Genomic DNA, 26,351 nt, shown 5'->3' on the forward strand with positions numbered 1-26,351 from the left:
GGATGCATCAATCGTCGCTGATGGTGATGTTCGGCATCGCCGGCGTCGCCGCTTCCTGCAACACAATCCGCGCGCCGACATGGCGGGCCAGTTCCTGATAGACCATGGCAATCTGGCTGTCCGGCTCGGCAATCACCGTTGGCTTGCCGCCATCGGCCTGCTCGCGAATCAGCATCGACAGCGGCAGTGAAGCCAGCAGTTCGACGCCGTACTGGGTCGCCAGTTTCTCACCACCGCCCTCACCGAACAGATGCTCGGCATGCCCGCAGTTCGAGCAGATGTGCACGGCCATGTTTTCCACCACGCCCAGCACCGGAATGTTGACCTTGCGGAACATTTCCACGCCTTTGCGCGCGTCGAGCAAGGCCAGATCCTGTGGTGTGGTGACGATGACCGCGCCAGCCACCGGGACTTTCTGCGCCAGGGTCAGCTGGATATCGCCGGTGCCGGGCGGCATGTCGATGACCAGATAATCCAGATCGCCCCACGCGGTTTGCGTGACCAGTTGCAGCAACGCCCCGGAAACCATCGGCCCACGCCAGACCATCGGCGTGTTGTCGTCGGTCAGGAACGCCATCGACATGACTTCCACGCCGTGCGCCTTGAGCGGCACAAACCACTTCTGGTCCTTGACCTCCGGACGGGTGCGCTCGGGAATGCCGAACATGATGCCTTGGCTCGGGCCGTAGATATCGGCGTCGAGAATGCCGACCTTGGCGCCTTCACGGGCCAGGGCCAGGGCGAGGTTGGCGGCGGTGGTCGATTTGCCCACGCCGCCCTTGCCGGACGCTACGGCGACCACGTTCTTGACGTTGGCCAGCCCGGGAATCTGCGCCTGCGCCTTGTGCGCGGCGATCACGCTGTTCACTTCAACCTTGGCGATCACCACGCCGTCGAGGTTTTCAATGGCCAGTTGCAGCAGTTGCGCCCAGCCGCTCTTGAACAGGCCGGCGGCGTAACCGATTTCCAGCTGCACGTTGACGCGATCACCGACGATCTCGATGTGCTTCACGCAACCGGCGCTGACCGGATCCTGGTTAAGGTAGGGGTCGGTGTATTGGCTGAGGACGGCTTCCACCGCTGCGCGAGTGACGGCGCTCATGGGCAACTCCGATAACAAGACTGGGAATAGATGCCGGGTATCGTACCTGAAAAAGATCGCAGCCTTCGGCAGCTCCTGCAGGAGATCGACGTACATCTGCAGGAGCTGCCGCAGGCTGGGATTTTTTCCGTCTGCTCATCCAATGAAACAGGCGCACAGGGTGAAAAATATGCGCCAGCGCTTTATAGTGGCCGACCTCCGTTTCATCAAGTAGCGAAGCCCCACATGTCCGAACCACGCAAGATCCTCGTCACCAGCGCCCTGCCCTACGCCAACGGTTCGATTCACCTTGGCCATATGCTGGAATATATCCAGACCGATATGTGGGTGCGCTTCCAGAAGCATCGCGGCAACCAGTGCATTTATGTCTGCGCCGACGACGCCCACGGTTCGGCGATCATGCTGCGCGCGGAAAAGGAAGGCATCACCCCGGAACAACTGATCGCCAATGTACAGGCTGAACACAGCGCCGACTTTGCCGAGTTCCTGGTCGATTTCGACAACTTCCACTCCACTCACGCCGAAGAAAACCGTGAGCTGTCGAGTCAGATCTACATCAAGCTGCGTGACGCCGGGCACATTGCCCAACGCTCGATCACCCAGTATTTCGACCCGGAAAAGAAAATGTTCCTGGCCGACCGCTTCATCAAGGGCACCTGCCCGAAATGCGGCACTGAAGACCAGTACGGCGACAACTGCGAGAAATGCGGTGCAACCTACGCTCCAACCGATCTGAAGGATCCGAAGTCGGCGATCTCTGGCGCCACGCCGGTGCTCAAGGATTCCCAGCATTTCTTCTTCAAACTGCCAGACTTTCAGCAAATGCTGCAGACCTGGACCCGCAGCGGCACACTGCAAGACGCCGTGGCCAACAAGATCGCCGAATGGCTGGACGCCGGCCTGCAGCAGTGGGACATCTCCCGCGATGCGCCGTACTTCGGTTTCGAGATTCCGGGCGAGCCGGGCAAGTATTTCTACGTGTGGCTGGACGCGCCGATCGGTTACATGGCCAGCTTCAAGAACCTTTGCGACCGCACGCCGGAGCTGGATTTCGACGCGTTCTGGGCCAAGAATTCCACCGCCGAGCTGTACCACTTCATCGGCAAGGACATCGTCAACTTCCACGCGCTGTTCTGGCCAGCGATGCTTGAAGGCGCCGGCTACCGCAAGCCGACCGGCATCAACGTGCACGGCTACCTGACCGTCAACGGCCAGAAAATGTCCAAGTCGCGCGGCACCTTCATCAAGGCCCGTACGTATCTGGATCACCTGTCGCCGGAATACCTGCGCTACTACTACGCGGCCAAGCTGGGCCGTGGCGTCGATGACCTCGACCTGAACCTCGAAGACTTCGTGCAGAAGGTCAACTCCGACCTGGTCGGCAAAGTGGTCAACATTGCCAGCCGTTGCGCCGGTTTCATTCAAAAAGGCAACGCGGGCCTGCTGGTCGACCAAAACGCTGCGCCAGAGCTGACCGAGGCTTTCCTCGCTGCAGCGCCAAGCATTGCCGATGCTTATGAAGCCCGCGACTTTGCCCGTGCCATGCGTGAAACCATGGCCTTGGCCGACCGCGCCAACGCCTGGATCGCCGACAAGGCCCCGTGGTCGTTGAATAAACAGGAAGGCAAGCAGGATGAAGTCCAGGCGATCTGCGCCACCGGCATCAACCTGTTCCGCCAACTGGTAATCTTCCTCAAACCGGTGTTGCCGCTGCTGGCCGCCGATGCCGAGGCGTTCCTCAACGTCGCCCCGCTGACCTGGAACGACCATACCACGCTGCTGGCCAACCACCAGTTGAACGAATTCAAACCGTTGATGACCCGCATCGACCCGGTAAAAGTGCAAGCCATGAGCGATGCCTCGAAAGAAGACCTGACCGCCAGCCAGACCGACACCGGCGCCGCCGCCCCGGCCGGCAATGGCGAACTGGCCAAGGATCCGCTGTCGCCGGAAATCGACTTCGACGCCTTTGCCGCGATCGACCTGCGCGTCGCACTGATCGTCAAAGCCGAACACGTCGAAGGTGCTGACAAGCTGCTGCGCCTGACCCTGGACATCGGTGACGAGCAACGCAACGTGTTCTCCGGGATCAAGAGCGCGTACCCGGATCCGTCGAAACTCGACGGGCGCCTGACCATGATGATCGCCAACCTCAAGCCACGGAAAATGAAGTTCGGCATCTCCGAAGGCATGGTGATGGCCGCCGGTCCTGGCGGTGAAGAAATCTACCTGCTGAGCCCGGACAGCGGCGCCAAGCCGGGTCAACGCATCAAGTAAGGCTCTGCAACAAATCGATCCCACCGGCGTGCCCCGCATGCCGGTGGGATTTTTCATATCTGGCCCACCCTGCGTGGCTGCCGGATAATGCCTAACCTTATGAGATAGCCGCCCGTTTCTCTGGCAGAACCATGACCGAACTCGTGCTTACGCTTATCAGTGCTGCGCTGCTTAACAACTTCGTGTTGCACTGGCCCCTGGGCGTCGATCCGCTGCTGGCGGGCAGTCGTCGCCAGGTGCATGCGCTGGGACTGGCGACGTTGTGCCTGATGTTGGTTGTGGGTGTAACCGGTTACGGGATCTGGCATTGGCTACTGGTGCCGCTTCACCTTGAAGCACTGCGGCTGTTCGTGTTTCTGCCATTGAGTGTGTTGCTGATCGCACCGCTGCTGAAACTGTTGTCCGGCGGCTTTCCCGGTCTGCCTTTCGACGGGCTATGGCCATTGTTGCTGGGCAATGCCGGAGTGCTCGGGCTGGCACTGATCAACGCGCAAAACGATCAAGGCCTGCCGCAGGCAATAGCGCTAAGTCTTGGCGCCGGGCTGGGTTTCTGGCTGGTGCTGAGCCTCTTCAGCGATTTGCGCGAGCGCACGGGCGACAACGATATCCCCCTGCCCTTTCGTGGCCTGCCGATTGATCTGATCGGCGCCGGACTGATCGCAGTGATTTTTCTCGGATTCAGTGGACTGATCAAAACATGAGTCTGATTCAACGCATCGATGCCCTCCTGCCGCAGACCCAATGCGGCAAGTGCGGCCATCCCGGATGCAAACCGTACGCACAAGGCATCGCCGAGGGCGAGCCGATCAACAAGTGCCCGCCGGGCGGTGACGAAACCATCGCGGCGCTGGCTGAACTGTTGAAAGTGCCGGTGCTGGAACTGGACATCAGTCGCGGCTCGGCACCGCCGCAAGTGGCGTTTATCCGTGAAGCCGAATGCATTGGCTGCACCAAGTGCATTCAGGCCTGCCCGATCGACGCGATCGTCGGCGCGGCGAAACTGATGCACACGGTCATCGTCGACGAGTGCACCGGTTGCGATCTGTGTGTCGCACCGTGCCCGGTGGATTGCATCGAAATGCATCCATTGTCGCCGGGCACGTTGCCGGTGGTGGGCGGCCTCGCCGTCAGTCTCGACGAGCAGCGCGCGCGCGCGGCCAAACGCGATCACGCGCGTCAACGCTTCGAGCGCCGAAACGAGCGCTTGCACCGCGAAGAACAACAGAAACAGGCTGAGCGTGAAGCGCGGGCGAAACGGGCGGCGCAGCCTCAAGTGACCGCGACCGATCCGGTGCAGGCAGCATTGGAACGCGTGCGTGCGCAGAAAGCCGCCACCGTTGACGCGGCGCTAAAGAAAGCCAAAATCGATGTAGCGATGAGCCGCGCGCAATTGCACAAATCGTTGAAAGCCTTCGGTCATCCACCGACGTTCGAGCAGCAGGCACAATTGATCGTGTTGCAGCAGCAGTTCGACGCGGCTGAGGAGGCCTTGGCGAAACTTGAAAGCAGCGCCCCGCCTGCCCCGCCTGCCCCGGCAGTCACGGCTCCGGCGAAAGATGCCGACTTGAAACGGGCAAAAATCCAGTTGGCAATGCGTCGTGCCGAACTGAAAAAAGCCCAAACCGCCGAAGCGGCGCCCGAACAGATCGCCGCGCTGGAACAAGCACTGTGCGATGCCGAACAGGCCCTGCACGCCGCCGAAGCTACAAGCGATCAGCCGTTGCCTGACCTGGTGCGCGTCGAAAAACGCCCGGTCAACAGCCAGCTTCGCCAGTTGAAAACCGAATTGGCCTACGCCCGCGCCGACCTCAACAAACTCGAACGGCGCGCCGACACGCCCACCGAAATCCTCGCCAAGGCCCGCGCCCGTCTGCAAGACGCCGAGCGCCAGGTGCAAGATCATGTTGCCCCTTGAGGCACCGGACAATCGCCTGCAACAGGCAATGAAGCTGGTGCTGCTGGCCGCTTTGCCGGGGCTGCTCGGACTGTTCTGGCTGTACGGTTGGGGGATGTTGATCAATCTGATTCTGGCGGCCACCACAGCATTGATTGTCGAAGCAGCGGTCCTGCACCTGCGTCGACAGCCCCTGCAGCCTGCGCTGAGCGACGGCAGCGCGCTGGTCAGTGCGACATTGCTGGCTGCTGCCCTCCCACCTTATTGCCCCTGGTGGCTGACGGTAACGGCCATGGCTGCGGGTCTGCTGTTCGGCAAGCACGTGTACGGCGGCGTCGGCAAAAACCCGTTCAATCCGGCAATGCTCGGGTTTGCCCTGGCCATGGTGATGTTCCCGCAACCGATGACCCATTGGCCGGCTCATGGCCTGGATCTGACGGCAACGTTTCAACAAGTGTTCGGCGCAGGTCAGGCGCCGGATGCTTGGGTCCAGGCCACCGTACTGGACAGCCTACGCATCAATAAAAGCCTGACCATGGACGAGTTGTTCACCAGCAATCCAGGCTTCGGTCGATGGGGCGGACACGGTGTGGAATGGGTGAATCTGGCGTTCCTCGCCGGTGGGGTGTTTCTGCTGCAGCGCCGCGTTTTCAGCTGGCATGCGCCAGTGGGCATGCTCGCCAGCCTGTTTGTCATCAGTCTGCTGTGCTGGAACGGTTCCGGGTCGGACTCGCATGGGTCACCGCTGTTTCACCTGCTCAGTGGCGCGACCATGCTGGGGGCGTTCTTTATCATCACTGAACCGGTCTCTGGCGCTAAGAGCGCGCTTGCCCGTCTGCTGTTCGGAGGCAGTGTCGGGCTGCTGACTTACGTGATTCGAACCTGGGGTGGATACCCGGATGGCGTGGCGTTCGCAGTGCTGCTGATGAATCTTTGCGTGCCTGCGCTGGAGCGATTTGCCGCGAGCCGCCAGTCAGAGGTGCGCCCATGAATCGCACGGCCAGCGCGTCTATTGTGCTGCTGTTGGCGGTCATCGGCGTCGCTGCGACTTATGTTGTATACCGTAGTACTGCAGCGCAAATTGCCAGCGAGCAGCGCTTGATCGAAAGCCGCAAACTGCTGGATTTGCTTCCACTCGATGCCTACGACAATCAACCGCTCGAGCAGCCTTTGGCCTTGGCAGACTTGAACTTGAGCCATAGCACCTTGACGGGTGGCTATCGCGCGACCAAACGCGGCCAGACCGTCGCAATCTTGCTACACAGTCAGACCCAGGGTTATGCGGGCGCCATCGAACTGTTGATCGCCATCGATACCAACGGCAAATTGCTCGGTGTAAAAACCCTTAAACAAAGCGAAACGCCAGGACTCGGCGGGCATCTGGGTGACTGGCCGAATACCTGGCTACAGTCGTTTATCGGCACATCAAGCAAGGAGCCGACTGATGCGGGATGGGCGCTGCAAAAGGATCAGGGACAATTTGATCAAATAGCTGGCGCGACCATCACCTCGCGCGCAGCCATCAGCGCGATCCATGATGCCCTGCGCTACTTCGATGAACATCGGGCCGCGCTGCTGGGGAGCGGAACATGAACCGATCAGCAGTCCTCTCGAACACTTTGATGCTGACATTGCTGCTTGGCACCAGTGACTCACTGGCAGGTGGTGTGGGGACATTATTGATGTTCGTTACTGTCGCAGGCTTGTATGGCCTGTGCATGGCTGCTTTGCGACCACGGCTCACAGAAAAAAGCGTGTTGCTCGCCAGCGTGTTGCTCGCCGCGACCCTCACCAATTGCGCAGATCTTTTGGCGCAACGCTGGTTTCTGCCCTGGCAGCAAACCTTCGGCCTCTATGTCGGCCTGATCGCCTTGCAATGCGTGGTGCTGGAGCACAACGGTTTCTGGCGGCAGTCGTGGATCGAGCGGCTCAAACTCTGCGGCATGTTCGGCGGATTGCTGCTCGGGCTCGCCGGGCTGCGTGAACTCGTCGGTCACGGCAGTCTCGGCCGGGGACTGTTCGAACACTGGCCAGGTCTTGTTGTATTTGGCGAAGGGCTGCACCTGATCACGTTGATCCCCGGTGCTTTTATTTTGTTGGCGCTGCTGCTGGCGGCGCGTCAGGCGATAGTTCGCCCGAACTCGATATCCAAGGAAAAACATCGCTCATGAATGCAGCAAAACGCCTGGAGATTTTCCGCCGCCTGCACGAAGACAACCCGGAACCGAAGACCGAACTGGCCTACTCCTCGCCGTTCGAGTTGTTGATCGCGGTGATTCTTTCGGCGCAATCGACAGACGTCGGCGTCAACAAGGCCACGGCAAAGCTGTTCCCGGTTGCCAACACGCCAGCGGCGATCCACGCTTTGGGCGTCGAGGGGCTATCCGAATACATCAAGACGATCGGGCTCTACAACAGCAAGGCCAAGAACGTCATCGAAACCTGCCGCTTGCTGGTCGAACGCCATGGCAGCGAAGTCCCGCAAACCCGTGAAGAGCTCGAAGCCCTGCCGGGAGTGGGCCGCAAGACCGCCAACGTCGTACTCAACACGGCTTTCCGCCAACTGACCATGGCCGTCGACACTCATATCTTTCGGGTCAGCAACCGCACCGGCATTGCACCGGGTAAAAACGTGGTCGAAGTGGAAAAGAAGCTGATGAAGTTTGTACCCAAAGAATTCCTTCTCGACTCCCATCACTGGCTGATACTTCATGGCCGTTATGTGTGTCTGGCCCGCAAGCCACGCTGCGGCAGTTGCCGGATCGAAGACCTGTGCGAGTACAAGGACAAAACTTCGGACGATTGACCGGCTATTGGAATAATTGATAAGTCGATTGAAAAAATCTTTTTTACCCGCCGCAGGAATATCGATATAAGGAGCGCCAAAGGCATTCTTAGCCGGGAGTTAGCTGATGAGTAGCGACAAAGAGCCACTTGATGTAGATGATGATATCGCTGCGGAAACTGAGGACACCGAACCTGTGGTCGAAGTCGCCAAGACCAATCTCAGCAAGCGCCGTACGATCGATAACCTGCTTGAGGAGCGCCGACTGCAAAAGCAATTGGCCGATTACGATTTTGATGACTGATATTTGAAAGCCTCCCGAAATGGAGGCTTTTCACTTTCTGCGGCTAGCTGAGTTCGACCGGCCCATCACCCTGTCAGCCATCGATACATTCAGACCAGACCATTACGCTGCGCCAACTCGATCAGATCAACCAGGGATCGCGCATTGAGCTTCAACAACAAGCGCGTCTTGTAGGTGCTTACGGTTTTGTTGCTCAAAAACATGCCATCGGCAATTTCCTTGTTTGTCTTGCCTCGCGCCAACTGCTGCAACACCATCATTTCCCGACCGGACAGACGATCCACCATGTCGGCTTCACTGGCATTGCCCAGACTGGTGCGGACTGTATGCAAAGCCTGATTGGGAAAATAACTATAGCCCGACAATACCGCCTTGATCGCACTGAGCAACTCGGTCAGGTCCTGTTGTTTACAGACATAGCCGGCCGCTCCCGACTGCATACAGCGCATTGAAAAGTGCCCGGGAGCCTGGGAGGTCAACACCAGAACTTTAATAGGCATGGCCGTCGTAGTCAGGCGCGCGATAACTTCCAGACCATCAAGCTTTGGTATTCCAATATCCAGAATGACAATATCCGGCATTTGTTCTCGAGCAAGTTGTAACGCATCCACACCGTTATCAGTTTCTGCGATGACTTCGTAGCCATGACGTTCCATCAGCATACGTACCGCAAGACGAATGACAGGGTGATCATCCACGATCAGCACTTTATTCATGGGCAAGTCCAGTTTCGCTGTTCGAATTTTTAGAACACGCACAATAGCCCAGTCACTTGCTCTATGGCATGCCAGTGTTAACACGCACCTGCATCGAGAGACATACCCTACAGTCATTGCGGACTATTCCTACAAAAAGCCGCTACCCCCAGTAAACATCCGACGTTATTTCCTTCTCCACTCACGGAAATATTTCGCTTCTAACTAGTTACAGACTACGACTAACGACACAGAAATCATGCCTTGTCGCTGAGTTTCACTATGCCCGAACGGCCATGACACGTGCAAATCTGCGCTCGGCCGAGAACTTTGATTATCAACCCGAAACACCATGCAACAGCCGACACACCAACCTCACAACTTCAAACCCGCTATAAACACTTGAAACAAGATATTTATACCTAACACAATACTTTTGCTATAAATACAAGTATTTGAAAGCCGATTACCAAGCTACTCAATCCACACATACTTACCACCAACGAGACAGATCAAACACAAGAGTACAAGCATGCTGAAAATAAAAAACAAAATCACTAACCCAATGACGGTAATTGCCATATTTGCAGCTATTTCGGAAACATCAGCCGCCATTTCACTGCCTTTTCTAGACAACAAGGACAGAGAGATCTACGTATGGTTTCTGATCAGCTTTCCGTTCTACTTGCTGTTTCTATTTTTTATAACTTTAAACTTTAACTACCGTTCCCTCTACTCGCCCTCGGACTTCGGCAAGGACAAAAACTTTCTTAAAGTAATCGATAACAACGATCGCGAGAACAAACGAAATACACCGCCCTTGGAGCCAGCCACGCAAGGGGCATTTGGACTATCAAGTTGTATCGTGCCCAGCGAGTCAGGCCCAACCGAATGCAAGGACGCGTGCAAAGTCCACAACGCGCCTGACCCGCCATCGGCCATCAACTCAAAACCGAACCTGATTGTTCAGCACAACATTCAGTTGCCCGCGTGGGTCAGTGACCTGCACCTCATCGACGTTCGGGGTGTCGATGCATCGAGAGAGTTAGCCACGATTCTGGAAAACATCCGGAACCTGGACCGGAAAACTCCCCGGGTGGTGGTGTTTCTTTCCAATCATGTATCGGATGTTTTACTGACGCAGCATTCATTGCTGAAGATCAGGCACGTCAGGAAAGGCTCAGGCAAAACGATTTGTATTGTTTATAACCTTTGCACACAGGCGGTAACGTTGCTGGGACGGGCATGAAAGATGAGTCGTAGCCACAGATGCCAAGATCAGGAACAGGCTTCAATCAGACGCAAACAAAGAATCATGCAAAAAGGGCGGCCTTGTCTCGATGACAAGGCCGCCCTTTTCATTACGCTTCAGACCAGAACGCTTAGAACAGCTTGCGGCCCTTGTTGGCAGCAATGCGCATGCGCAGSGCGTTGAGCTTGATGAAGCCCGCGGCATCAGCCTGGTTGTAAGCACCGCCGTCTTCTTCGAAGGTCGCGATGTTGGAATCGAACAGCGAATCGTCGGACTTGCGGCCGGTAACGATCACGTTGCCTTTGTACAACTTCAGGCGCACAACGCCGTTCACGTTGACCTGCGAAGCGTCGATCATCTGCTGCAGCATCAGACGCTCTGGGCTCCACCAGTAACCGGTGTAGATCAGGCTGGCGTATTTCGGCATCAGCTCGTCTTTGAGGTGAGCGACTTCGCGGTCCAGGGTGATCGATTCGATGGCGCGGTGAGCGCGCAGCATGATAGTGCCGCCCGGGGTTTCGTAGCAGCCACGGGACTTCATGCCGACGTAACGGTTTTCGACAATGTCGAGACGGCCGATACCGTGAGCGCCACCGATCTTGTTCAGCGTCGCCAGCACGGTGGCCGGAGTCATTTCGACGCCGTCCAGTGCAACGATGTCGCCGTTGCGGTAGGTCAGTTCCAGGTATTGCGCTTTGTCAGGAGCGTTCTCCGGGGAGACGGTCCATTTCCACATGTCTTCTTCGTGCTCGGTCCAGGTGTCTTCCAGCACGCCGCCTTCATAGGAGATGTGCAGCAGGTTGGCGTCCATCGAGTACGGGGACTTCTTCTTGCCGTGACGCTCGATCGGGATCGCGTGCTTCTCGGCGTAGTCCATCAGCTTCTCGCGGGACAGCAGGTCCCACTCACGCCAAGGCGCGATCACTTTCACGCCTGGCTTGAGCGCGTAGGCACCCAGTTCGAAACGCACCTGGTCGTTACCCTTGCCGGTGGCGCCATGGGAAATGGCGTCAGCGCCGGTTTCGTTGGCGATTTCGATCAGACGTTTGGCGATCAGCGGACGTGCGATGGAAGTACCCAGCAGGTACTCGCCTTCGTAAACGGTGTTGGCGCGGAACATCGGGAACACGAAATCACGCACGAACTCTTCGCGCAGGTCGTCGATGTAGATTTCTTTGACGCCCATGGCCTGAGCCTTGGCGCGGGCCGGCTCGACCTCTTCGCCTTGACCGAGATCAGCGGTGAAGGTCACCACTTCACAGTTATAAGTATCCTGCAGCCACTTGAGGATCACCGAAGTGTCCAGGCCGCCGGAATACGCCAGAACGACCTTGTTTACGTCCGCCATGCCATCACTCCACGGGGTTCTACGGAAAGCCGAGGAGTCTACCGCCCAAACGCGATAATTTACAGAGGCGCGACAGCTTAAGACGACAAAGCGACAGAATCTGTCGAGAGCGCGACGATGACCGGAGGGTCAGGAAGTCGCCGCAGTATTGGCTGGCGTGCTCGCTTGCGGTGCCGGAGCCGCGACCGGCGCCACGCGCGCCAGTTTGACATTGACCCGACGGTTCTTCGCGCGATTGGCCGCGTTGGTGTTCGGCACAATGGGATATTGCTCGCCATGGAAACGCACGGTGATCTGCGATTCCTGAATGCCGTTGGCCTTGAAGAAGTCGACCACCGCCAGCGCGCGGCGGCGCGACAGTTCACGGTTGGTCAGGCGATTACCGCTGTTGTCGGAATGGCCGTCGAGTTCGATGTGATTGACCGTCGGATCGGCTTTCATGTATTCGAGCATCACTTGCAGCTTGGCTTTAGCGGCAGGATCCAGGTCAACGCCTTCGCCGGGGAAGCCGATCTGCGACTGTTTGATCTGGTCGAAATTCTGCGGCAGCAATTTCGCCACACATGTCTGGTAATCGTTGAAGGCTTTGCTGAACTTGACCGGCAACAGGCGTACTTCAGAGACACGGCCATCGCCTGAAGCGCGCCGTACGACCGGGCTGCGCCCGTCCAGCAGGCCGCTGATCAAACCGCCGGCCTGGGACTGCGAACTGCTGAACAAGACGTTGCCGCTGCCGAGCCTTACAGAACCCAGATTGATGTCACCACGGCCCGGCTGCCAAGGCGCAGCCGCTGCCAGCAACGTTGCAGAGCCGCCGCCGAGCATGGCGTTGTAGGCGTTCAGACGAAATATCGCCTGCTCGCCGGCCTTGCGCACGAACTCACCCGAGCCGAAATCAGTGATCGGTTGGGTCAGACGACATTCGAACTTGTCGCCGGCGACCGTCCACTCAATGTTCTCCAGACGGGTCTGGTACGTGAGCGCCATCGCCGGAAGGCTGGCAAACACACTGAGCAAGGCTAAATAACGCTGGCGCACGGGAGGCTCCATTGGCTTCTGAAACACAAAGACCGATTCACACTATGTTTACGGCATACCTACGGGATATCGGAAGGTTCCGGCAAAACTTGATAGCGAGTGCCTGCAAGAGTCTTTTCCGGTAGCATTCGCCTCAGTTTGACCCGCCTGGAATCCCCTCATGTCCGACCGCCTGACCCTGCTGCGTCCCGACGACTGGCACATTCATCTTCGCGATGGTGCCGTGTTGACCAATACCGTTGCCGATGTTGCGCGCACTTTTGGCCGCGCCATCATCATGCCCAACCTGGTACCACCGGTGCGCAACGCCGCTGAAGCCGACGGCTATCGCCAGCGGATTCTCGCTGCCCGCCCGGCCGGCAGTCGCTTCGAACCGCTGATGGTGCTGTACCTCACCGACCGCACCCAGCCCGAAGAAATTCGTGAAGCCAAGGCGAGTGGTTTTGTGCACGCAGCCAAGCTGTACCCGGCCGGCGCGACCACAAACTCCGATTCCGGGGTAACCAGCATCGACAAGATCTTCCCGGCACTGGAAGCCATGGCCGAAGTCGGCATGCCGTTGCTGATCCACGGTGAAGTCACCCGTGGCGACGTCGATGTGTTCGACCGCGAAAAGATCTTCATCGACGAGCACATGCGCCGCGTGGTCGAGCGCTTCCCGACGCTGAAAGTGGTGTTTGAACACATCACCACCGGTGACGCCGTGCAGTTCGTCAACGAGGCTTCGGCCAACGTAGGCGCGACCATCACCGCGCATCACCTGCTGTACAACCGCAACCACATGCTGGTGGGCGGGATTCGGCCGCACTTCTATTGCCTGCCGATCCTCAAGCGCAATACGCACCAGGAAGCCCTGCTCGACGCCGCCACCAGTGGCAGCGCGAAGTTCTTCCTCGGCACCGACTCGGCGCCGCACGCCCAGCACGCCAAGGAAGCCGCTTGCGGCTGTGCCGGCTGCTACACCGCGTACGCCGCCATCGAGATGTACGCCGAAGCCTTCGAACAGCGTAATGCGCTGGACAAACTCGAAGCCTTCGCCAGCCTCAACGGCCCGCGTTTCTACGGCCTGCCGGCGAACACCGATCGCATCACCCTGGTTCGTGAAGAATGGACCGCCCCGACCAGCCTGCCGTTTGGCGAGCTGACCGTTATCCCGCTGCGCGCCGGTGAAAAACTGCGCTGGCGCCTGCTGGAGGAACACGCGTGAGTGAAGACCATTTCGACGACGAACTGGACGGTCAAAGTGGTGGTGGCGGTTCCCGTCACCCGATGGCAGCACGCTTTCGCGGCTACCTGCCGGTTGTTGTTGACGTAGAAACCGGCGGCTTCAACTCGGCCACCGATGCGTTGCTGGAGATTGCTGCGACCACCATCGCCATGGATGAAAAGGGTTTTGTATACCCGGATCACACCTACTTCTTCCGCGTTGAGCCGTTCGAAGGCGCCAACATCGAAGCAGCGGCGCTGGAGTTCACCGGAATCAAGCTGGACCATCCACTGCGCATGGCGGTCAGCGAAGAAACCGCGCTGACCGACATCTTCCGTGGCATTCGCAAGGCGCTGAAGGCCAATGGCTGCAAGCGTGCGATTCTGGTCGGGCACAACAGCAGCTTCGACCTTGGCTTCCTGAACGCAGCCGTTGCGCGTCTGGACATGAAACGCAACCCATTCCACCCATTCTCCAGCTTCGACACTGCGACGTTGGCTGGTCTGGCATACGGTCAAACCGTGCTGGCGAAAGCCTGCCAGGCCGCCGACATCGATTTCGACGGTCGTGAGGCGCACTCGGCGCGATACGACACCGAGAAAACCGCTGAGCTGTTCTGCGGCATCGTCAATCGCTGGAAGCAGATGGGCGGCTGGGAAGACTTCGACGACTGATTGAGGGTTGTCGGGTGAATCCCGCGCATAAAAAAACCGGCCACGTGGGCCGGTTTTTTTGTACCTCGACGTTGCGCCTTACAGGGCTGCAGCGTTCTCGGTCAGGTAAGCCGCAACGCCTTCTGGCGAAGCGTTCATGCCTTTGTCGCCTTTTTTCCAGTTGGCAGGGCAGACTTCGCCGTGCTCTTCGTGGAATTGCAGAGCGTCGACCAGACGGATCAGCTCTTCCATGTTACGGCCCAGCGGCAGGTCGTTGATGATCTGCGAACGGACAACGCCTTTGTCGTCGATCAGGAACGCGCCACGGAAAGCCACGCCGCCTTCGGATTCAACGTCGTAAGCCTTGGCGATGTCGTGCTTCATGTCGGCAGCCATGGTGTATTTCACCTGGCCGATGCCGCCATTGTTCACTGGGGTGTTGCGCCATGCGTTGTGAGTGAAGTGCGAGTCGATCGACACAGCGATCACTTCAACATTGCGAGCCTTGAAGTCGGCCATGCGGTTGTCCAGAGCGATCAGCTCGGACGGGCAGACGAAGGTGAAGTCCAGTGGGTAGAAGAACACCAGGCCGTATTTGCCTTTGATGGCCGCGGACAGGGTGAAGCTGTCAACGATCTCGCCATTGCCGAGTACGGCCGGGACGGTGAAGTCAGGGGCTTGTTTGCCTACGAGTACGCTCATTGATATCTCCTGGTGTAAAAACTTGAAGTTCAGGGTCCGCGCCAGCCTGCCACCCTCAGGCGACAGCCCTGTGACACGAACCCCCTTCGCAAGGGCCGACCATCATACACTGCGAATTTGGCCTGTCCTTAACGGTTTTTCAAAGCAGGCGCAGAACGGCACTGCATTTACGGGGCCAGGCAAAACGCCAGCAAATACCGTTCGTCAGTCACGGCTGAGAATCAGCAAAAGCCTTCCGAAAGCACTTTGACAATCATTCTCGTTAACATTAAGATCCATCGCAATTGAGTCACAACCAGCGACGGTTCTCACTTATGTATGTTTGTCTCTGCACTGGCGTCACCGACGGACAGATCCGCGATGCGATCTATGAAGGTTGCTGCAGCTATAAAGAAGTCCGCCAGGCCACCGGCGTCGCCAGCCAATGCGGCAAATGCGCGTGCCTTGCCAAGGAAGTCGTTCGCGAAACCCTGACCAAGCTGCAAACCGCTCAGGCTGCGATCCCCTACCCCGTAGAATTTACCGCCGCTTGATTGCCCCCCATTTCAAAGAACCGGACTTATGTCCGGTTTTTTTATGCCTGTAAATCAACTGCTTAGCACCCAGACGCGGAACACAAACATTCTTATTCCGATTAATTTTCATATATTATTCAATAACTTAGGTTTGACACTTATAAGTACGAAGCTCAAACTCCGCCGTATATACAGCTAATACAGGGCAGGACTCCGATCATGAAAGGCGACATTACAGTCATCCAGCATCTCAACAAGATCCTTGCCAATGAGCTGGTCGCGATCAATCAGTACTTCCTGCATGCACGCATGTATGAAGATTGGGGCCTGAACAAGCTCGGCAAGCACGAATACAAAGAATCCATCGACGAGATGAAACACGCGGACAAGCTGATCAAGCGCATCCTGTTCCTCGAAGGCCTGCCGAACGTGCAGGACCTGGGCAAGCTGCACATCGGCGAGCACACCAAGGAAATGCTGGAGTGCGACCTGCGTATCGAGAAGACCGGCCATGCTGACCTGAAGACCGCAATCGCCCATTGCGAAACCGTTGGCGATTTCGGCAGCCGTGAACTGCTCGAAGACATTCTCGAATCCGAAGAAGAACATATCGACTGGCTGGAAACCCAACTGGGCCTGATCGACAAAGTCGGTCTTGAGAACTATCTGCAATCGCAGATGGGCGAAGAGTAGGAGCTGCCGAAGGCTGCGATCTTTTCAGATTGCACCGGCAACTTGCAGTAACTTTTCGAACCCACTAAAAAGCCCCGCCCTCTTTCGAGTGGCGGGGCTTTTTATTGGCTGAAGATCAAAAGATCGCAGCCTCGTTTCACTCGACAGCTCCTACACAAGCAGCAGCTGTCGCATGAAACCTGGCCGATCAGGCTTCGGACTTGTTCGCCGCTGCCGCTTCAACAGCCGCCTTGATGGTGCTTTGCAGCGAACCGTCTGCAGCCATCTCGGTCATGATGTCGCTACCGCCGACCAGTTCACCGCCGACCCACAGTTGCGGGAAAGTCGGCCAGTTGGCGTACTTCGGCAGGTTGGCGCGGATTTCCGGGTTCTGCAGGATGTCCACGTACGCAAACTTTTCGCCACAAGCCATCACAGCCTGCGCAGCTTTCGCAGAGAAGCCACACTGTGGGGCATTCGGCGAGCCTTTCATGTAAAGCAGAATGGTGTTGTTGGCAATCTGCTCTTTAATCGTTTCGATGATATCCATGGAGCACCTCGGCTGAACTTTCCGACTCATGGGTCGGCACGGTGACGCATTGTAACGGAATCCCGAGCGCCATGCTCGGTCTCCCCGACGGTCACATTCAGGCCGCCGCCACCGTCACCGGCACACCATTAAGTGCGGCGTTACCCGACAGCTCATCTAGCTGGCATTCATCGGTCAGATCGTTTGCGCTCGACCCGGGCTGACTGCTGGCAATCGCCATTTGCACGCCCGGCCGCGCATGCCCCCAACCATGCGGCAGGCTGACCACGCCTTTCATCATGTCCAGACTGCCGAGCACCTCGACCTCGATCTGCCCCACCCGCGAGCTGACGCGAACCAACTGACCATCGTTAAGCCCACGGCTGGCGAGATCATCCGGGTGCATCAGCAGTTGATGGCGCGGCTTGCCCTTCACCAGACGGTGATAGTTGTGCATCCACGAGTTATTGCTGCGCACATGACGACGGCCAATCATCAACAGCTCATCGGCGGCCGGCGCCTGCAATGCGGCAAAGCGTGCGAGGTCAGCAAGGATCTCTGGCGGAGCAGCCTGCACGCGCTGATTCGGCGTTTTCAGGCGCGCAGCCAGGTTCGGCTTCAACGCGCCCAGATCAATCCCGTGGGGATGATCGAACAACGTCGCCAACGAAAGCTTCTGTTCGGACGCGTCACCGTACAGGCCCATGCGCAGGCCCATATCGATCATCTTCGCCGGTGGCATGGTCGGTTTCAGTTCCTTGCCAGTCTTCTCGGCAAAGGCCTTGGCCAGGCCCACGAAGATCTCCCAGTCATGCAAGGCGCCCTCGGGTTTGGCGAGGATCGCGCGGTTGAAGCGGGTGACGTTGCGCACCGCGAACAGGTTGAACGTCGTGTCGTAGTGATCGTTTTCCAGCGCCGAGGTCGACGGCAGAATCAGGTCGGCATAGCGCGTGGTTTCGTTGATGTACAGGTCGACGCTGACCATGAACTCCAGGCCATCCAGCGCCTGCTCCAGTTGCCGCCCGTTCGGCGTCGACAACACCGGGTTGCCAGCGACGGTGATCAGCGCACGAATCTGGCCCTCACCTTCGGTAAGCATCTCTTCGGCCAGGGCCGAGACCGGTAGCTCGCCGCCGTACTCGGGACGCCCGGAAACGCGACTCTGCCATTTGTTGAAATGCCCGCCCGAAGTCGACGCCACCAGATCCACTGCGGGCTCAGTGCACAGTGCACCGCCGACGCGATCAAGATTACCGGTGACCAGGTTGATCAATTGCACCACCCAGTGACACAAGGTGCCGAAGGCCTGCGTCGAAACGCCCATGCGCCCGTAGCACACGGCACTCGGCGCGGCGGCGAAATCCCGGGCCAGTTGGCGGATCTGCTCGGCAGGAACCGCACACAACGGGCTCATGGCTTCAGCGGTAAACGCAGCGACAGCGGCGCGCACGTCATTCAGCCCATCGACCAGCAAATGACTTTCGCTGGTCAAGCCTTCGCTAAACAGGGTGTTCAGCACACCAAACAACAACGCTGCATCGCCCCCCGGACGCACGAACAAATGCTGATCAGCCATGGCCGCCGTCTCGCTGCGCCGTGGATCGACAACCACCACTTTGCCGTCGCGCGCCTGAATCGCTTTCAAACGCTTCTCGACATCCGGCACGGTCATGATGCTGCCGTTGGACGCCAGCGGATTACCGCCGAGAATCAGCATGAAGTCGGTGTGATCAATATCTGGAATCGGCAACAGCAACCCATGGCCGTACATCAGATAACTGCTCAGGTGATGCGGCAACTGATCGACCGAGGTCGCCGAGTAGCGATTGCGCGTCTTCAGCAACCCCAGGAAATAATTGCTGTGGGTCATCAGCCCGTAGTTATGCACGCTCGGGTTGCCTTGATAGACCGCCACGGCGTTCTGGCCATGACGGTCCTGGATGGCCGCCAGCTTCTCGGCCACCAGCGCAAAAGCCTCGTCCCACTCTATTGGTAGCCATTCGCTGCCCACACGGCGCATTGGCTGGCGCAGGCGATCAGGGTCGTTCTGGATATCTTGCAGGGCCACAGCTTTGGGGCAGATGTGTCCACGACTAAACGTGTCGAGCGCGTCACCCTTGATTGATGTGATCGCGACGTTGCCATCGGTTTCGGTGGTTTCGATGGTCAGCCCGCAAATGGCTTCACACAGATGGCAGGCACGGTGATGGAGAGTCTTGGTCATGGCCAGTCTCTGTCTTGTTCTGGGCAGGCATTCACGCCCGCGGGAACAAAACTATGGCCCCGGCGCCGATCCTGCGCCAGCGACGTTCGTCCTGTGAATCGGCGGTTATCAGGCGAGCCGATAAACCGCCATGATCAGTTCGACGGCAGCTGAGGCGGTGCGGCCAGCTGAATCTCCTGAATGGTTTCAATCTGCTCGTGGGCGACATGTACGCCGGTGAGCTCGCCGATCAATCGCCAGTGTTCGTCGAGCCCGGCACTGATGGTCGCCATGCGATCGATCATGTGGCGGCCGGCGCTCTTCACCACTTCGTCTTCGCTGCGCAGCAGTTCGAATGACATTGAAGTGACTGAGGCGGTGAGATGGGTCAGTGAGCGAGCCGTGTGGCCCAGCAGTTCCATTAACAGTTTTTCTTTCGATTCCATGCGGAGGCTTCCTGCGTCGCTCGAAACTTATTTATAACCCAGCACTTTGCTTTAGCAAATGTTTCAGCCTGAGCATCCGACCAAGTGATGGCATGGCGCCACGGTGGTAAACCGACCCAAGCGACGCGATCCCCGCCACGCCGCATTGCCAAGCCCTGCAAGGCCAGTGTACAAAGAGGCTCGCTGCTGTCCTGAACCCGGCTTCAAATGCGCGACTGCAACATTCAGTGCGCCCTCCGAATCCCGCAAAAACCGTAGCCTATTGGAAAAACGCGACATTTAGTGTCAATATCGCGCCTTCCCCTATTTCGTCGCCCCGTGCGGCTTACGCCGCAGGTCTCGCCCGTTGTTCCGTTAAACAAGGCTTTGAGCATCTGCGGTTTGTAGCAAAAGGTAGTCAATGATGAGCGCAAGGCACTTTCTCTCCCTGATGGATTGCACGCCCGAAGAGCTGGTCAGCGTGATCCGTCGAGGCGTTGAGCTCAAGGACCTGCGTAACCGCGGCGTACTGTTCGAGCCTCTGAAAAACCGCGTGCTGGGGATGATCTTCGAAAAATCCTCGACCCGCACCCGGATCTCGTTCGAGGCCGGCATGATCCAGCTCGGCGGCCAGGCAATCTTCCTGTCGCCGCGCGATACCCAACTGGGCCGTGGCGAGCCGATCGGCGACTGCGCCATCGTCATGTCGAGCATGCTCGATGCGGTGATGATCCGAACCTTTGCCCACAGCACCCTGACCGAATTCGCCGCCAACTCGCGCGTGCCAGTGATCAACGGCCTGTCCGATGACCTGCACCCGTGCCAGTTGCTGGCCGACATGCAGACGTTCCTTGAACACCGTGGCTCGATCCAGGGCAAAACGGTCGCCTGGATCGGCGACGGCAACAACATGTGCAACAGCTATATAGAAGCGGCGATCCAGTTCGACTTCCAGTTGCGCGTTGCCTGCCCGGAAGGCTACGAGCCAAATCCTGAGTTCGTCGCCAGAGCCGGCGATCGCGTGACCATCGTCCGCGACCCGCAAGACGCCGTGCGCGGCGCGCATCTGGTGAGCACCGACGTCTGGACTTCGATGGGTCAGGAAGAGGAAACTGCCAAGCGCCTCAAGCTGTTCGCGCCGTTTCAGGTCAACCGCGCCCTGCTCGACCTCGCTGCCGAGGACGTGCTGTTCATGCATTGCCTGCCGGCGCACCGTGGCGAAGAAATCAGCCTCGACCTGCTTGATGACCCGCGCTCCGTCGCCTGGGATCAGGCAGAAAACCGTCTCCACGCACAGAAGGCCCTGCTCGAGTTCCTCGTTGAACCGGCATATCACCACGCATGAGTCATGAATTACTGCTGAACCTGCGCAACCTCGCTTGCGGCTATCAAGATCAACGTGTGGTGCAGAACCTCAATCTGCACCTCAACGCCGGCGACATCGGCTGCCTGCTCGGCTCGTCCGGCTGCGGCAAGACCACCACCCTGCGTGCCATTGCCGGATTCGAGCCAGTGCACGAAGGGGAAATCACCCTCGGTGGCGAAACCATTTCCAGCGCCGGCTTCACTCTCGCCCCGGAAAAACGCCGGATCGGCATGGTGTTCCAGGACTACGCACTGTTCCCGCACCTGAGCGTCGCCGACAACATTGCCTTTGGCATTCGCAAGCACCCGAACAAGGAACGCGTCACCGAAGAGCTGCTCGAACTGGTCAACCTGAAAAACCTCGGCAAGCGCTTCCCGCACGAGTTGTCCGGCGGCCAGCAACAGCGCGTCGCCCTCGCCCGTGCGTTGGCGCCAGAGCCGCAATTGCTGCTGCTTGATGAGCCGTTTTCCAACCTCGATGGCGAACTGCGGCGCAAGCTCAGCCATGAAGTACGCGACATCCTCAAGGCGCGTGGCACCAGCGCAATTCTGGTGACCCACGACCAGGAAGAGGCTTTTGCCGTCAGCGATCACGTTGGCGTGTTCAAGGAAGGTCGACTGGAGCAGTGGGACACGCCGTACAACCTGTATCACGAACCGGCAACGCCTTATGTGGCCAGCTTCATCGGTCAGGGTTACTTCATTCGTGGTCAGCTCGGCAGCCCGGAATCGGTGCAGACCGAACTGGGTGAACTGCGTGGCAATCGAGCCTATACGTGGCCGATTGGCGGCGCGGTGGATGTGTTGCTGCGCCCGGATGACATTGTTTATGCACCGGACAGTGGGTTGAAAGCGCGGATTGTCGGCAAGACGTTCCTTGGCGCTTCGACGCTGTATCGCCTGCAATTGCCAACGGGTGCGCAGCTGGAATCGATTTTCCCCAGCCATGCGGATCATCAGGTGGGTGCGGAGGTGGGGATTCGGGTTGCCGCTGAGCATCTGGTCTTGTTCCAGGCTTCCGGCAGCACCGCCGCACAGATCCCGGCATTGGAAAACGGTGTTCGCCGCTACAGCGCTGCGCTCTGATCCAGCCCGGATCAAAACTGTGGGAGCGAGCCTGCTCGCGAATGCGATGTATCAGTCACAGATGATTTGACTGACCGACCGTATTCGCGAGCAGGCTCGCTCCCACAGGTTTTTTTGGGCTAACCCAACAACAATGTACCGCTCGCAACCAGCGTCGCATTACCGCCGATCTTCACCCGCTCTCCTTCCAATCGACAGAACAACTCCCCGCCCCGCGCCGAGCGCTGGCAAGCGGTCAGGCTCGACTTGCCCAGACGCTTGGACCAATACGGGATCAGGCTGCAATGCGTCGAACCGGTCACCGGATCCTCATTGATGCCAATCGCCGGCGCAAAATAGCGCGAGACGAAGTCGTGCTGATTGCCGCGCGCGGTGACGATCGCGCCCAGCCACGGTAGCTTGGCCAACGCCACCATGTCCGGTTTGCAATCGAGCACCGCCTGCTCCGACTCCAGCACCACAAACAGTTCGTTGGAGCCGAGCACATCCACCGCCTCGACCCCCAGCGCTCGCTCGACATCCAGCGTCACGCCAATTTCCGAGGGCACGATCGACGGGAAGTCCAGCCACAAACGGCCCTCTTCACGGCTGACACTCAACGGCCCGGACTGGCTGGTAAAGTCGATACGCTCGGCGCTCTCCTTGTAGATCTCGAACAGCACATAAGCACTGGCCAACGTGGCGTGCCCGCACAACGGCACTTCAGTGGTCGGGGTAAACCAGCGGATATGCCAGGCCTGACCTTCGCGCACCAGAAATGCGGTTTCCGCCAGATTGTGTTCGGCGGCGATCTTCTGCATCAGCTCATCCACGAGCCACGTCTCCAGCCGATAAACCATCGCCGGATTACCACTGAACGGCCGATCACTGAACGCGTCGACCTGATGAAACTCGAGCTGCATAACTTTCTCCCTGAGTCAGTCGGCAGAGGATGCAGCCACGCCGTGATCAGCGCCAGTGACAGAACCCATCATTTTTTTACATACAGCATTAATGACTAAGGACGGCCGATGTCGGCAAATTTGGCCTGGGTGTGTTCGGCGAGCACTGCGGGCGCCAGTTCCACTTCCAGGCCACGCCGGCCGGCGCTGACATAAATAGTCGCAAAACCCTGAGCCGAGTTGTCGATAAAGGTACGCAGGCGCTTCTTCTGTCCCAACGGGCTGATGCCGCCCAACAGATACCCGGTGGAGCGCTGAGCGGCTGCCGGGTCAGCCATCTCGACTTTTTTTACGCCAGCGGCATGGGCCAGACCTTTGAGGTCGAGGCTTCCGACGACTGGCACCACCGCCACCAGCAACTCGCCTTTTTCACTGGCCGCGAGCAGGGTTTTAAACACCTGTGCCGGTTCAAGTGCCAGCTTCTCTGCGGCCTCAAGGCCATAGGACGCGGCCTTCGGGTCATGTTCGTAACTGTGCACGCGATGTTCGGCACGAACTTTTTTCAACAAGTCCAACGCAGGGGTCATGGCAGCTCCAGGCTCGGCAATGGCAAAAAAACCTCCGCCGGATTCTAGGTGATCAGCCTCCAAAAGGCTCTATCCCAAGCCACGATTCCCGCGGCTCGCAGACATTCAGCGCACGTTGTCGCACCTGGGCCACAAAGGATCATTCACCCAGCGAATAGTTTTATTGTGACCGACGGTTCACTTTCGACCTTTGACAGGTTTGTTTCTTGTCTATATTTTTTCGAATCTGAATAATGTAAGAATTGTCGTCACAGCGACACCCAGCAGTAAACCGGGAACGGAATGGGGATTCCTACTCGGGGAAAATCGCGCCTTGCCCTGTTGGCAAACGCGCCAGACAACAACAAAAACGAGGTTTTCAATGACAACTGCTTTACAGCAACCATCGCTCTCGAGCCAATGCATGGCCGAGTTTCTGGGTACTGCTCTTCTGATCTTTTTCGGCACCGGCTGTGTCGCCGCGCTCAAAGTCGCGGGTGCCAGCTTCGGCCTGTGGGAAATCAGCATCATCTGGGGCGTCGGCGTGAGCATGGCGATCTACCTCACCGCCGGAGTTTCCGGCGCGCACCTGAACCCGGCCGTGAGCATCGCCCTGGCGATCTTCGCCGACTTCGAAAAGCGCAAACTGCCGTTCTATATTCTTGCCCAGATCGCCGGCGCCTTCTGCGGCGCGCTGCTGGTTTACACGCTGTACAGCAATCTCTTCTTCGATTACGAACAAACTCACCAAATGGTCCGTGGCTCGGCCGCCAGCCTTGAGTTGGCCTCGGTGTTCTCGACCTTCCCGAACCCGGTGCTGTCCACCGCCCAGGCATTCCTGGTCGAGATGATCATCACGGCGATCCTGATGGGCGTGATCATGTCCCTGACCGATGACAACAACGGCCTGCCGAAAGGCCCGCTGGCGCCGCTGCTGATCGGCTTGCTGATTGCCGTTATCGGCAGTTCGATGGGGCCGTTGACCGGTTTCGCCATGAACCCGGCGCGTGACTTCGGTCCGAAACTGATGACTTTCTTCGCCGGCTGGGGTGAAATTTCCTTCACTGGCGGCCGTGATATTCCGTATTTCCTGATTCCGATTTTTGCACCGATTGTCGGTGCCTGCCTCGGCGCTGCCGGGTATCGCGGGCTCATCGCCCGTCACCTGACCGGCGCCACACCTGCTACAAAGGATGCAGAACCGGCCATTGACGGCAAACCAAGAACTTCTTGAAACAGTCGGCGCCGGCTCCTGCCCTATAGAGCCTGCGCCACGGCCCACTCTCCCTTATTTCGTCCAAGGCAATCGACATGACCGACATTCAGAATAAGAACTACATCATTGCCCTCGATCAGGGTACGACCAGCTCCCGCGCGATCATTTTCGACCGCGACGCGAACGTGGTCTGCACCGCGCAGCGCGAATTCGCCCAGCATTACCCGCAAGCCGGTTGGGTTGAACACGACCCGATGGAAATCTTCGCCACCCAGAGCGCGGTGATGGTTGAAGCCCTGGCCCAGGCTGGCCTGCATCACGATCAGGTGGCTGCCATCGGCATCACCAACCAGCGTGAAACCACCGTGGTCTGGGACAAGACCACCGGCCGCCCGGTGTACAACGCCATCGTCTGGCAGTGCCGCCGCAGCACCGAGATCTGCCAGCAGCTCAAGCGCGATGGCCACGAAGACTACATCCGCGACAACACCGGTCTGGTCACCGACCCGTACTTCTCCGGCACCAAACTGAAGTGGATCCTCGACAACGTCGAAGGCAGCCGCGAACGAGCGCGCAACGGCGAACTGCTGTTCGGCACCGTCGATAGCTGGCTGATCTGGAAATTCACCGGCGGCAAGGTGCACGTCACCGACTACACCAACGCCTCGCGCACCATGCTCTTCAATATCCATTCGCTGGAATGGGATTCGAAGATGCTGGAAATCCTCGACATCCCGCGCGAGATGCTTCCGGAAGTGAAGGCTTCTTCGGAAATCTACGGTCGCACCAAGAGCGGCATTGCCATCGGTGGTATCGCCGGTGACCAGCAAGCCGCGTTGTTCGGGCAGATGTGCGTGGAGCCGGGTCAAGCGAAAAACACCTACGGCACCGGCTGCTTCCTGCTGATGAACACCGGCGACAAAGCGGTGAAATCCCAGCACGGCATGCTCACCACCATCGCTTGCGGCCCGCGTGGCGAAGTGGCTTATGCGCTGGAAGGCGCGGTGTTCAACGGCGGTTCGACCGTGCAGTGGCTGCGCGATGAACTGAAAATCATCAACGACGCCCACGACACCGAATACTTCGCCAATAAAGTGAAGGACAGCAACGGCGTGTACCTGGTGCCGGCCTTCACCGGTCTGGGCGCGCCGTACTGGGACCCATATGCCCGTGGCGCGCTGTTCGGCCTGACTCGCGGCGTGCGCGTGGATCACATCATCCGCGCCGCACTGGAGTCGATTGCTTACCAGACTCGCGACGTGCTCGACGCCATGCAGCAAGACTCCGGCGAACGCCTCAAAGCCCTGCGCGTGGACGGCGGCGCGGTGGCGAACAACTTCCTCATGCAGTTCCAGGCCGACATCCTCGGCACGCAGGTCGAGCGTCCGCAAATGCGCGAAACCACGGCACTTGGCGCCGCGTATCTGGCCGGTCTGGCGTGCGGTTTCTGGGGCAGCCTGGACGAACTGCGCGGTAAAGCGGTGATCGAGCGTGAGTTTGAACCGAGCCTGGACGAAACCGAGAAAGAGAAGCTGTACAAAGGCTGGAAAAAAGCCGTCAGCCGCACCCGTGACTGGGCGCGTGAAGACGCTGAATAAGCCAACCTTCAGATCCAGATAGGCATCTAACTGGTCGG

General features: G+C 58.5%; 27 protein-coding genes. 17 read left to right on the forward strand and 10 right to left on the reverse strand.

The window, feature by feature from the left end; translation table 11 throughout:
• Nucleotides 1-7: 7 nt before the first annotated feature.
• Nucleotides 8-1,102, reverse strand: a complete 1,095-nt coding sequence (gene apbC, locus AC1DVF_RS12875) for an iron-sulfur cluster carrier protein ApbC (RefSeq protein WP_095123282.1) — start codon at nucleotides 1,100-1,102, stop codon at nucleotides 8-10.
• Nucleotides 1,103-1,327: 225 nt separating this feature from the next.
• Between apbC and metG the strand changes: the two genes are divergently transcribed.
• From metG to AC1DVF_RS12915, 8 genes are all read left to right on the forward strand, one after another.
• Nucleotides 1,328-3,379 carry a methionine--tRNA ligase gene (metG, locus tag AC1DVF_RS12880; RefSeq protein ID WP_477782542.1) on the forward strand — a complete coding sequence of 684 codons (2,052 nt, stop codon included), beginning with the start codon at nucleotides 1,328-1,330 and terminating at the stop codon, nucleotides 3,377-3,379.
• 131 nt (nucleotides 3,380-3,510) lie between these two features.
• The gene (locus AC1DVF_RS12885) at nucleotides 3,511-4,080 is read left to right on the forward strand and encodes an electron transport complex protein RnfA (RefSeq protein WP_460130022.1); all 570 of its coding nucleotides are present in this window, start codon (nucleotides 3,511-3,513) and stop codon (nucleotides 4,078-4,080) included.
• Complete coding sequence (gene rsxB / locus AC1DVF_RS12890; protein ID WP_477782543.1) at nucleotides 4,077-5,294, forward strand: electron transport complex subunit RsxB; 1,218 nt, start codon at nucleotides 4,077-4,079, stop codon at nucleotides 5,292-5,294. Before AC1DVF_RS12885 ends, rsxB begins: the two co-directional genes overlap by 4 nt.
• Nucleotides 5,281-6,264 (forward strand): RnfABCDGE type electron transport complex subunit D, encoded by a 984-nt coding sequence (locus AC1DVF_RS12895; protein ID WP_320336409.1) that lies wholly within the window; start codon nucleotides 5,281-5,283, stop codon nucleotides 6,262-6,264. The genes rsxB and AC1DVF_RS12895 overlap by 14 nt, the downstream gene beginning before the upstream one ends.
• Nucleotides 6,261-6,866 (forward strand): RnfABCDGE type electron transport complex subunit G, encoded by a 606-nt coding sequence (locus AC1DVF_RS12900; protein WP_460092099.1) that lies wholly within the window; start codon nucleotides 6,261-6,263, stop codon nucleotides 6,864-6,866. Before AC1DVF_RS12895 ends, AC1DVF_RS12900 begins: the two co-directional genes overlap by 4 nt.
• Nucleotides 6,863-7,444: an Rnf-Nqr domain containing protein gene (locus tag AC1DVF_RS12905; RefSeq protein ID WP_477782544.1), complete on the forward strand. Its 582-nt coding sequence runs from the start codon at nucleotides 6,863-6,865 to the stop codon at nucleotides 7,442-7,444. Before AC1DVF_RS12900 ends, AC1DVF_RS12905 begins: the two co-directional genes overlap by 4 nt.
• On the forward strand, nucleotides 7,441-8,079 hold the full coding sequence (nth, locus tag AC1DVF_RS12910) for an endonuclease III (protein WP_008079405.1): 639 nt from the start codon (nucleotides 7,441-7,443) through the stop codon (nucleotides 8,077-8,079). Before AC1DVF_RS12905 ends, nth begins: the two co-directional genes overlap by 4 nt.
• A gap of 106 nt (nucleotides 8,080-8,185) precedes the next feature.
• Nucleotides 8,186-8,362, forward strand: coding sequence for a PA3496 family putative envelope integrity protein (locus AC1DVF_RS12915; RefSeq protein ID WP_093430574.1), 177 nt, complete (start codon nucleotides 8,186-8,188; stop codon nucleotides 8,360-8,362).
• A gap of 89 nt (nucleotides 8,363-8,451) precedes the next feature.
• Here the strand turns inward: AC1DVF_RS12915 and AC1DVF_RS12920 are convergent, their stop codons facing one another.
• Nucleotides 8,452-9,078, reverse strand: a complete 627-nt coding sequence (locus tag AC1DVF_RS12920; protein ID WP_064119001.1) for a response regulator transcription factor — start codon at nucleotides 9,076-9,078, stop codon at nucleotides 8,452-8,454.
• Between the two features lie 511 nt (nucleotides 9,079-9,589).
• Between AC1DVF_RS12920 and AC1DVF_RS12925 the strand changes: the two genes are divergently transcribed.
• Nucleotides 9,590-10,306, forward strand: a complete 717-nt coding sequence (locus AC1DVF_RS12925) for a hypothetical protein (protein WP_460092103.1) — start codon at nucleotides 9,590-9,592, stop codon at nucleotides 10,304-10,306.
• 133 nt (nucleotides 10,307-10,439) lie between these two features.
• On the opposite strand, the gene AC1DVF_RS12930 is transcribed toward AC1DVF_RS12925, so the two are convergent.
• Both AC1DVF_RS12930 and AC1DVF_RS12935 read right to left on the reverse strand, forming a co-directional pair.
• Nucleotides 10,440-11,657 carry an argininosuccinate synthase gene (locus AC1DVF_RS12930; protein ID WP_007916658.1) on the reverse strand — a complete coding sequence of 406 codons (1,218 nt, stop codon included), beginning with the start codon at nucleotides 11,655-11,657 and terminating at the stop codon, nucleotides 10,440-10,442.
• A 129-nt stretch (nucleotides 11,658-11,786) separates the two neighbouring features.
• A complete protein-coding gene (locus AC1DVF_RS12935; RefSeq protein ID WP_186622884.1) occupies nucleotides 11,787-12,695 on the reverse strand; it encodes a flagellar protein MotY in 909 nt (302 codons plus the stop codon).
• A gap of 160 nt (nucleotides 12,696-12,855) precedes the next feature.
• On the opposite strand from AC1DVF_RS12935, the gene pyrC reads away from it, so the two are divergent.
• Together pyrC and rnt are read left to right on the forward strand one after the other, a co-directional pair.
• Nucleotides 12,856-13,902: a dihydroorotase gene (pyrC, locus tag AC1DVF_RS12940; RefSeq protein ID WP_093430577.1), complete on the forward strand. Its 1,047-nt coding sequence runs from the start codon at nucleotides 12,856-12,858 to the stop codon at nucleotides 13,900-13,902.
• Nucleotides 13,899-14,576 carry a ribonuclease T gene (gene rnt, locus AC1DVF_RS12945; RefSeq protein WP_007916667.1) on the forward strand — a complete coding sequence of 226 codons (678 nt, stop codon included), beginning with the start codon at nucleotides 13,899-13,901 and terminating at the stop codon, nucleotides 14,574-14,576. Before pyrC ends, rnt begins: the two co-directional genes overlap by 4 nt.
• A 78-nt stretch (nucleotides 14,577-14,654) precedes the next feature.
• Here rnt and AC1DVF_RS12950 read toward each other — a convergent pair whose 3' ends face one another.
• Nucleotides 14,655-15,257: a peroxiredoxin gene (locus AC1DVF_RS12950; RefSeq protein WP_477782545.1), complete on the reverse strand. Its 603-nt coding sequence runs from the start codon at nucleotides 15,255-15,257 to the stop codon at nucleotides 14,655-14,657.
• Nucleotides 15,258-15,571: 314 nt separating this feature from the next.
• On the opposite strand from AC1DVF_RS12950, the gene AC1DVF_RS12955 reads away from it, so the two are divergent.
• Both AC1DVF_RS12955 and bfr read left to right on the forward strand, forming a co-directional pair.
• Nucleotides 15,572-15,790: a bacterioferritin-associated ferredoxin gene (locus AC1DVF_RS12955; protein ID WP_093430580.1), complete on the forward strand. Its 219-nt coding sequence runs from the start codon at nucleotides 15,572-15,574 to the stop codon at nucleotides 15,788-15,790.
• 201 nt (nucleotides 15,791-15,991) lie between these two features.
• Nucleotides 15,992-16,465 (forward strand): bacterioferritin, encoded by a 474-nt coding sequence (gene bfr / locus AC1DVF_RS12960; RefSeq protein WP_007916671.1) that lies wholly within the window; start codon nucleotides 15,992-15,994, stop codon nucleotides 16,463-16,465.
• Between the two features lie 187 nt (nucleotides 16,466-16,652).
• Here bfr and grxD read toward each other — a convergent pair whose 3' ends face one another.
• The 3 genes from grxD to AC1DVF_RS12975 all read right to left on the reverse strand — a co-directional run bounded on the left by grxD (nucleotide 16,653) and on the right by AC1DVF_RS12975 (nucleotide 19,622).
• The gene (gene grxD / locus AC1DVF_RS12965; protein ID WP_016773402.1) at nucleotides 16,653-16,994 is read right to left on the reverse strand and encodes a Grx4 family monothiol glutaredoxin; all 342 of its coding nucleotides are present in this window, start codon (nucleotides 16,992-16,994) and stop codon (nucleotides 16,653-16,655) included.
• 97 nt (nucleotides 16,995-17,091) lie between these two features.
• Complete coding sequence (locus AC1DVF_RS12970) at nucleotides 17,092-19,197, reverse strand: molybdopterin oxidoreductase family protein (RefSeq protein ID WP_460092108.1); 2,106 nt, start codon at nucleotides 19,195-19,197, stop codon at nucleotides 17,092-17,094.
• A 134-nt stretch (nucleotides 19,198-19,331) separates the two neighbouring features.
• Nucleotides 19,332-19,622 (reverse strand): hypothetical protein, encoded by a 291-nt coding sequence (locus AC1DVF_RS12975; RefSeq protein WP_016986650.1) that lies wholly within the window; start codon nucleotides 19,620-19,622, stop codon nucleotides 19,332-19,334.
• Between the two features lie 403 nt (nucleotides 19,623-20,025).
• Here AC1DVF_RS12975 and argF point away from each other — a divergent pair, with 403 nt between their 5' ends.
• On the forward strand, nucleotides 20,026-20,946 hold the full coding sequence (argF, locus tag AC1DVF_RS12980) for an ornithine carbamoyltransferase (RefSeq protein WP_093430582.1): 921 nt from the start codon (nucleotides 20,026-20,028) through the stop codon (nucleotides 20,944-20,946).
• Nucleotides 20,943-22,052 (forward strand): ABC transporter ATP-binding protein, encoded by a 1,110-nt coding sequence (locus tag AC1DVF_RS12985; RefSeq protein WP_099757053.1) that lies wholly within the window; start codon nucleotides 20,943-20,945, stop codon nucleotides 22,050-22,052. The genes argF and AC1DVF_RS12985 overlap by 4 nt, the downstream gene beginning before the upstream one ends.
• Nucleotides 22,053-22,171: 119 nt before the next feature.
• Here the strand turns inward: AC1DVF_RS12985 and AC1DVF_RS12990 are convergent, their stop codons facing one another.
• Entirely contained in the window at nucleotides 22,172-22,954 is a 783-nt protein-coding gene (locus tag AC1DVF_RS12990; RefSeq protein ID WP_477782546.1) for a PhzF family phenazine biosynthesis protein, read from the reverse strand.
• A 95-nt stretch (nucleotides 22,955-23,049) separates the two neighbouring features.
• Nucleotides 23,050-23,520 carry a Cys-tRNA(Pro) deacylase gene (ybaK, locus tag AC1DVF_RS12995; protein WP_090285884.1) on the reverse strand — a complete coding sequence of 157 codons (471 nt, stop codon included), beginning with the start codon at nucleotides 23,518-23,520 and terminating at the stop codon, nucleotides 23,050-23,052.
• A 361-nt stretch (nucleotides 23,521-23,881) separates the two neighbouring features.
• Between ybaK and AC1DVF_RS13000 the strand changes: the two genes are divergently transcribed.
• On the forward strand, nucleotides 23,882-24,733 hold the full coding sequence (locus AC1DVF_RS13000; protein ID WP_007916695.1) for an MIP/aquaporin family protein: 852 nt from the start codon (nucleotides 23,882-23,884) through the stop codon (nucleotides 24,731-24,733).
• Between the two features lie 77 nt (nucleotides 24,734-24,810).
• Nucleotides 24,811-26,313 (forward strand): glycerol kinase GlpK, encoded by a 1,503-nt coding sequence (gene glpK, locus AC1DVF_RS13005; protein ID WP_093430586.1) that lies wholly within the window; start codon nucleotides 24,811-24,813, stop codon nucleotides 26,311-26,313.
• The last annotated feature ends 38 nt before the right edge of the window (nucleotides 26,314-26,351 follow it).

Source organism: Pseudomonas sp. P4_D7 (assembly GCF_056401755.1).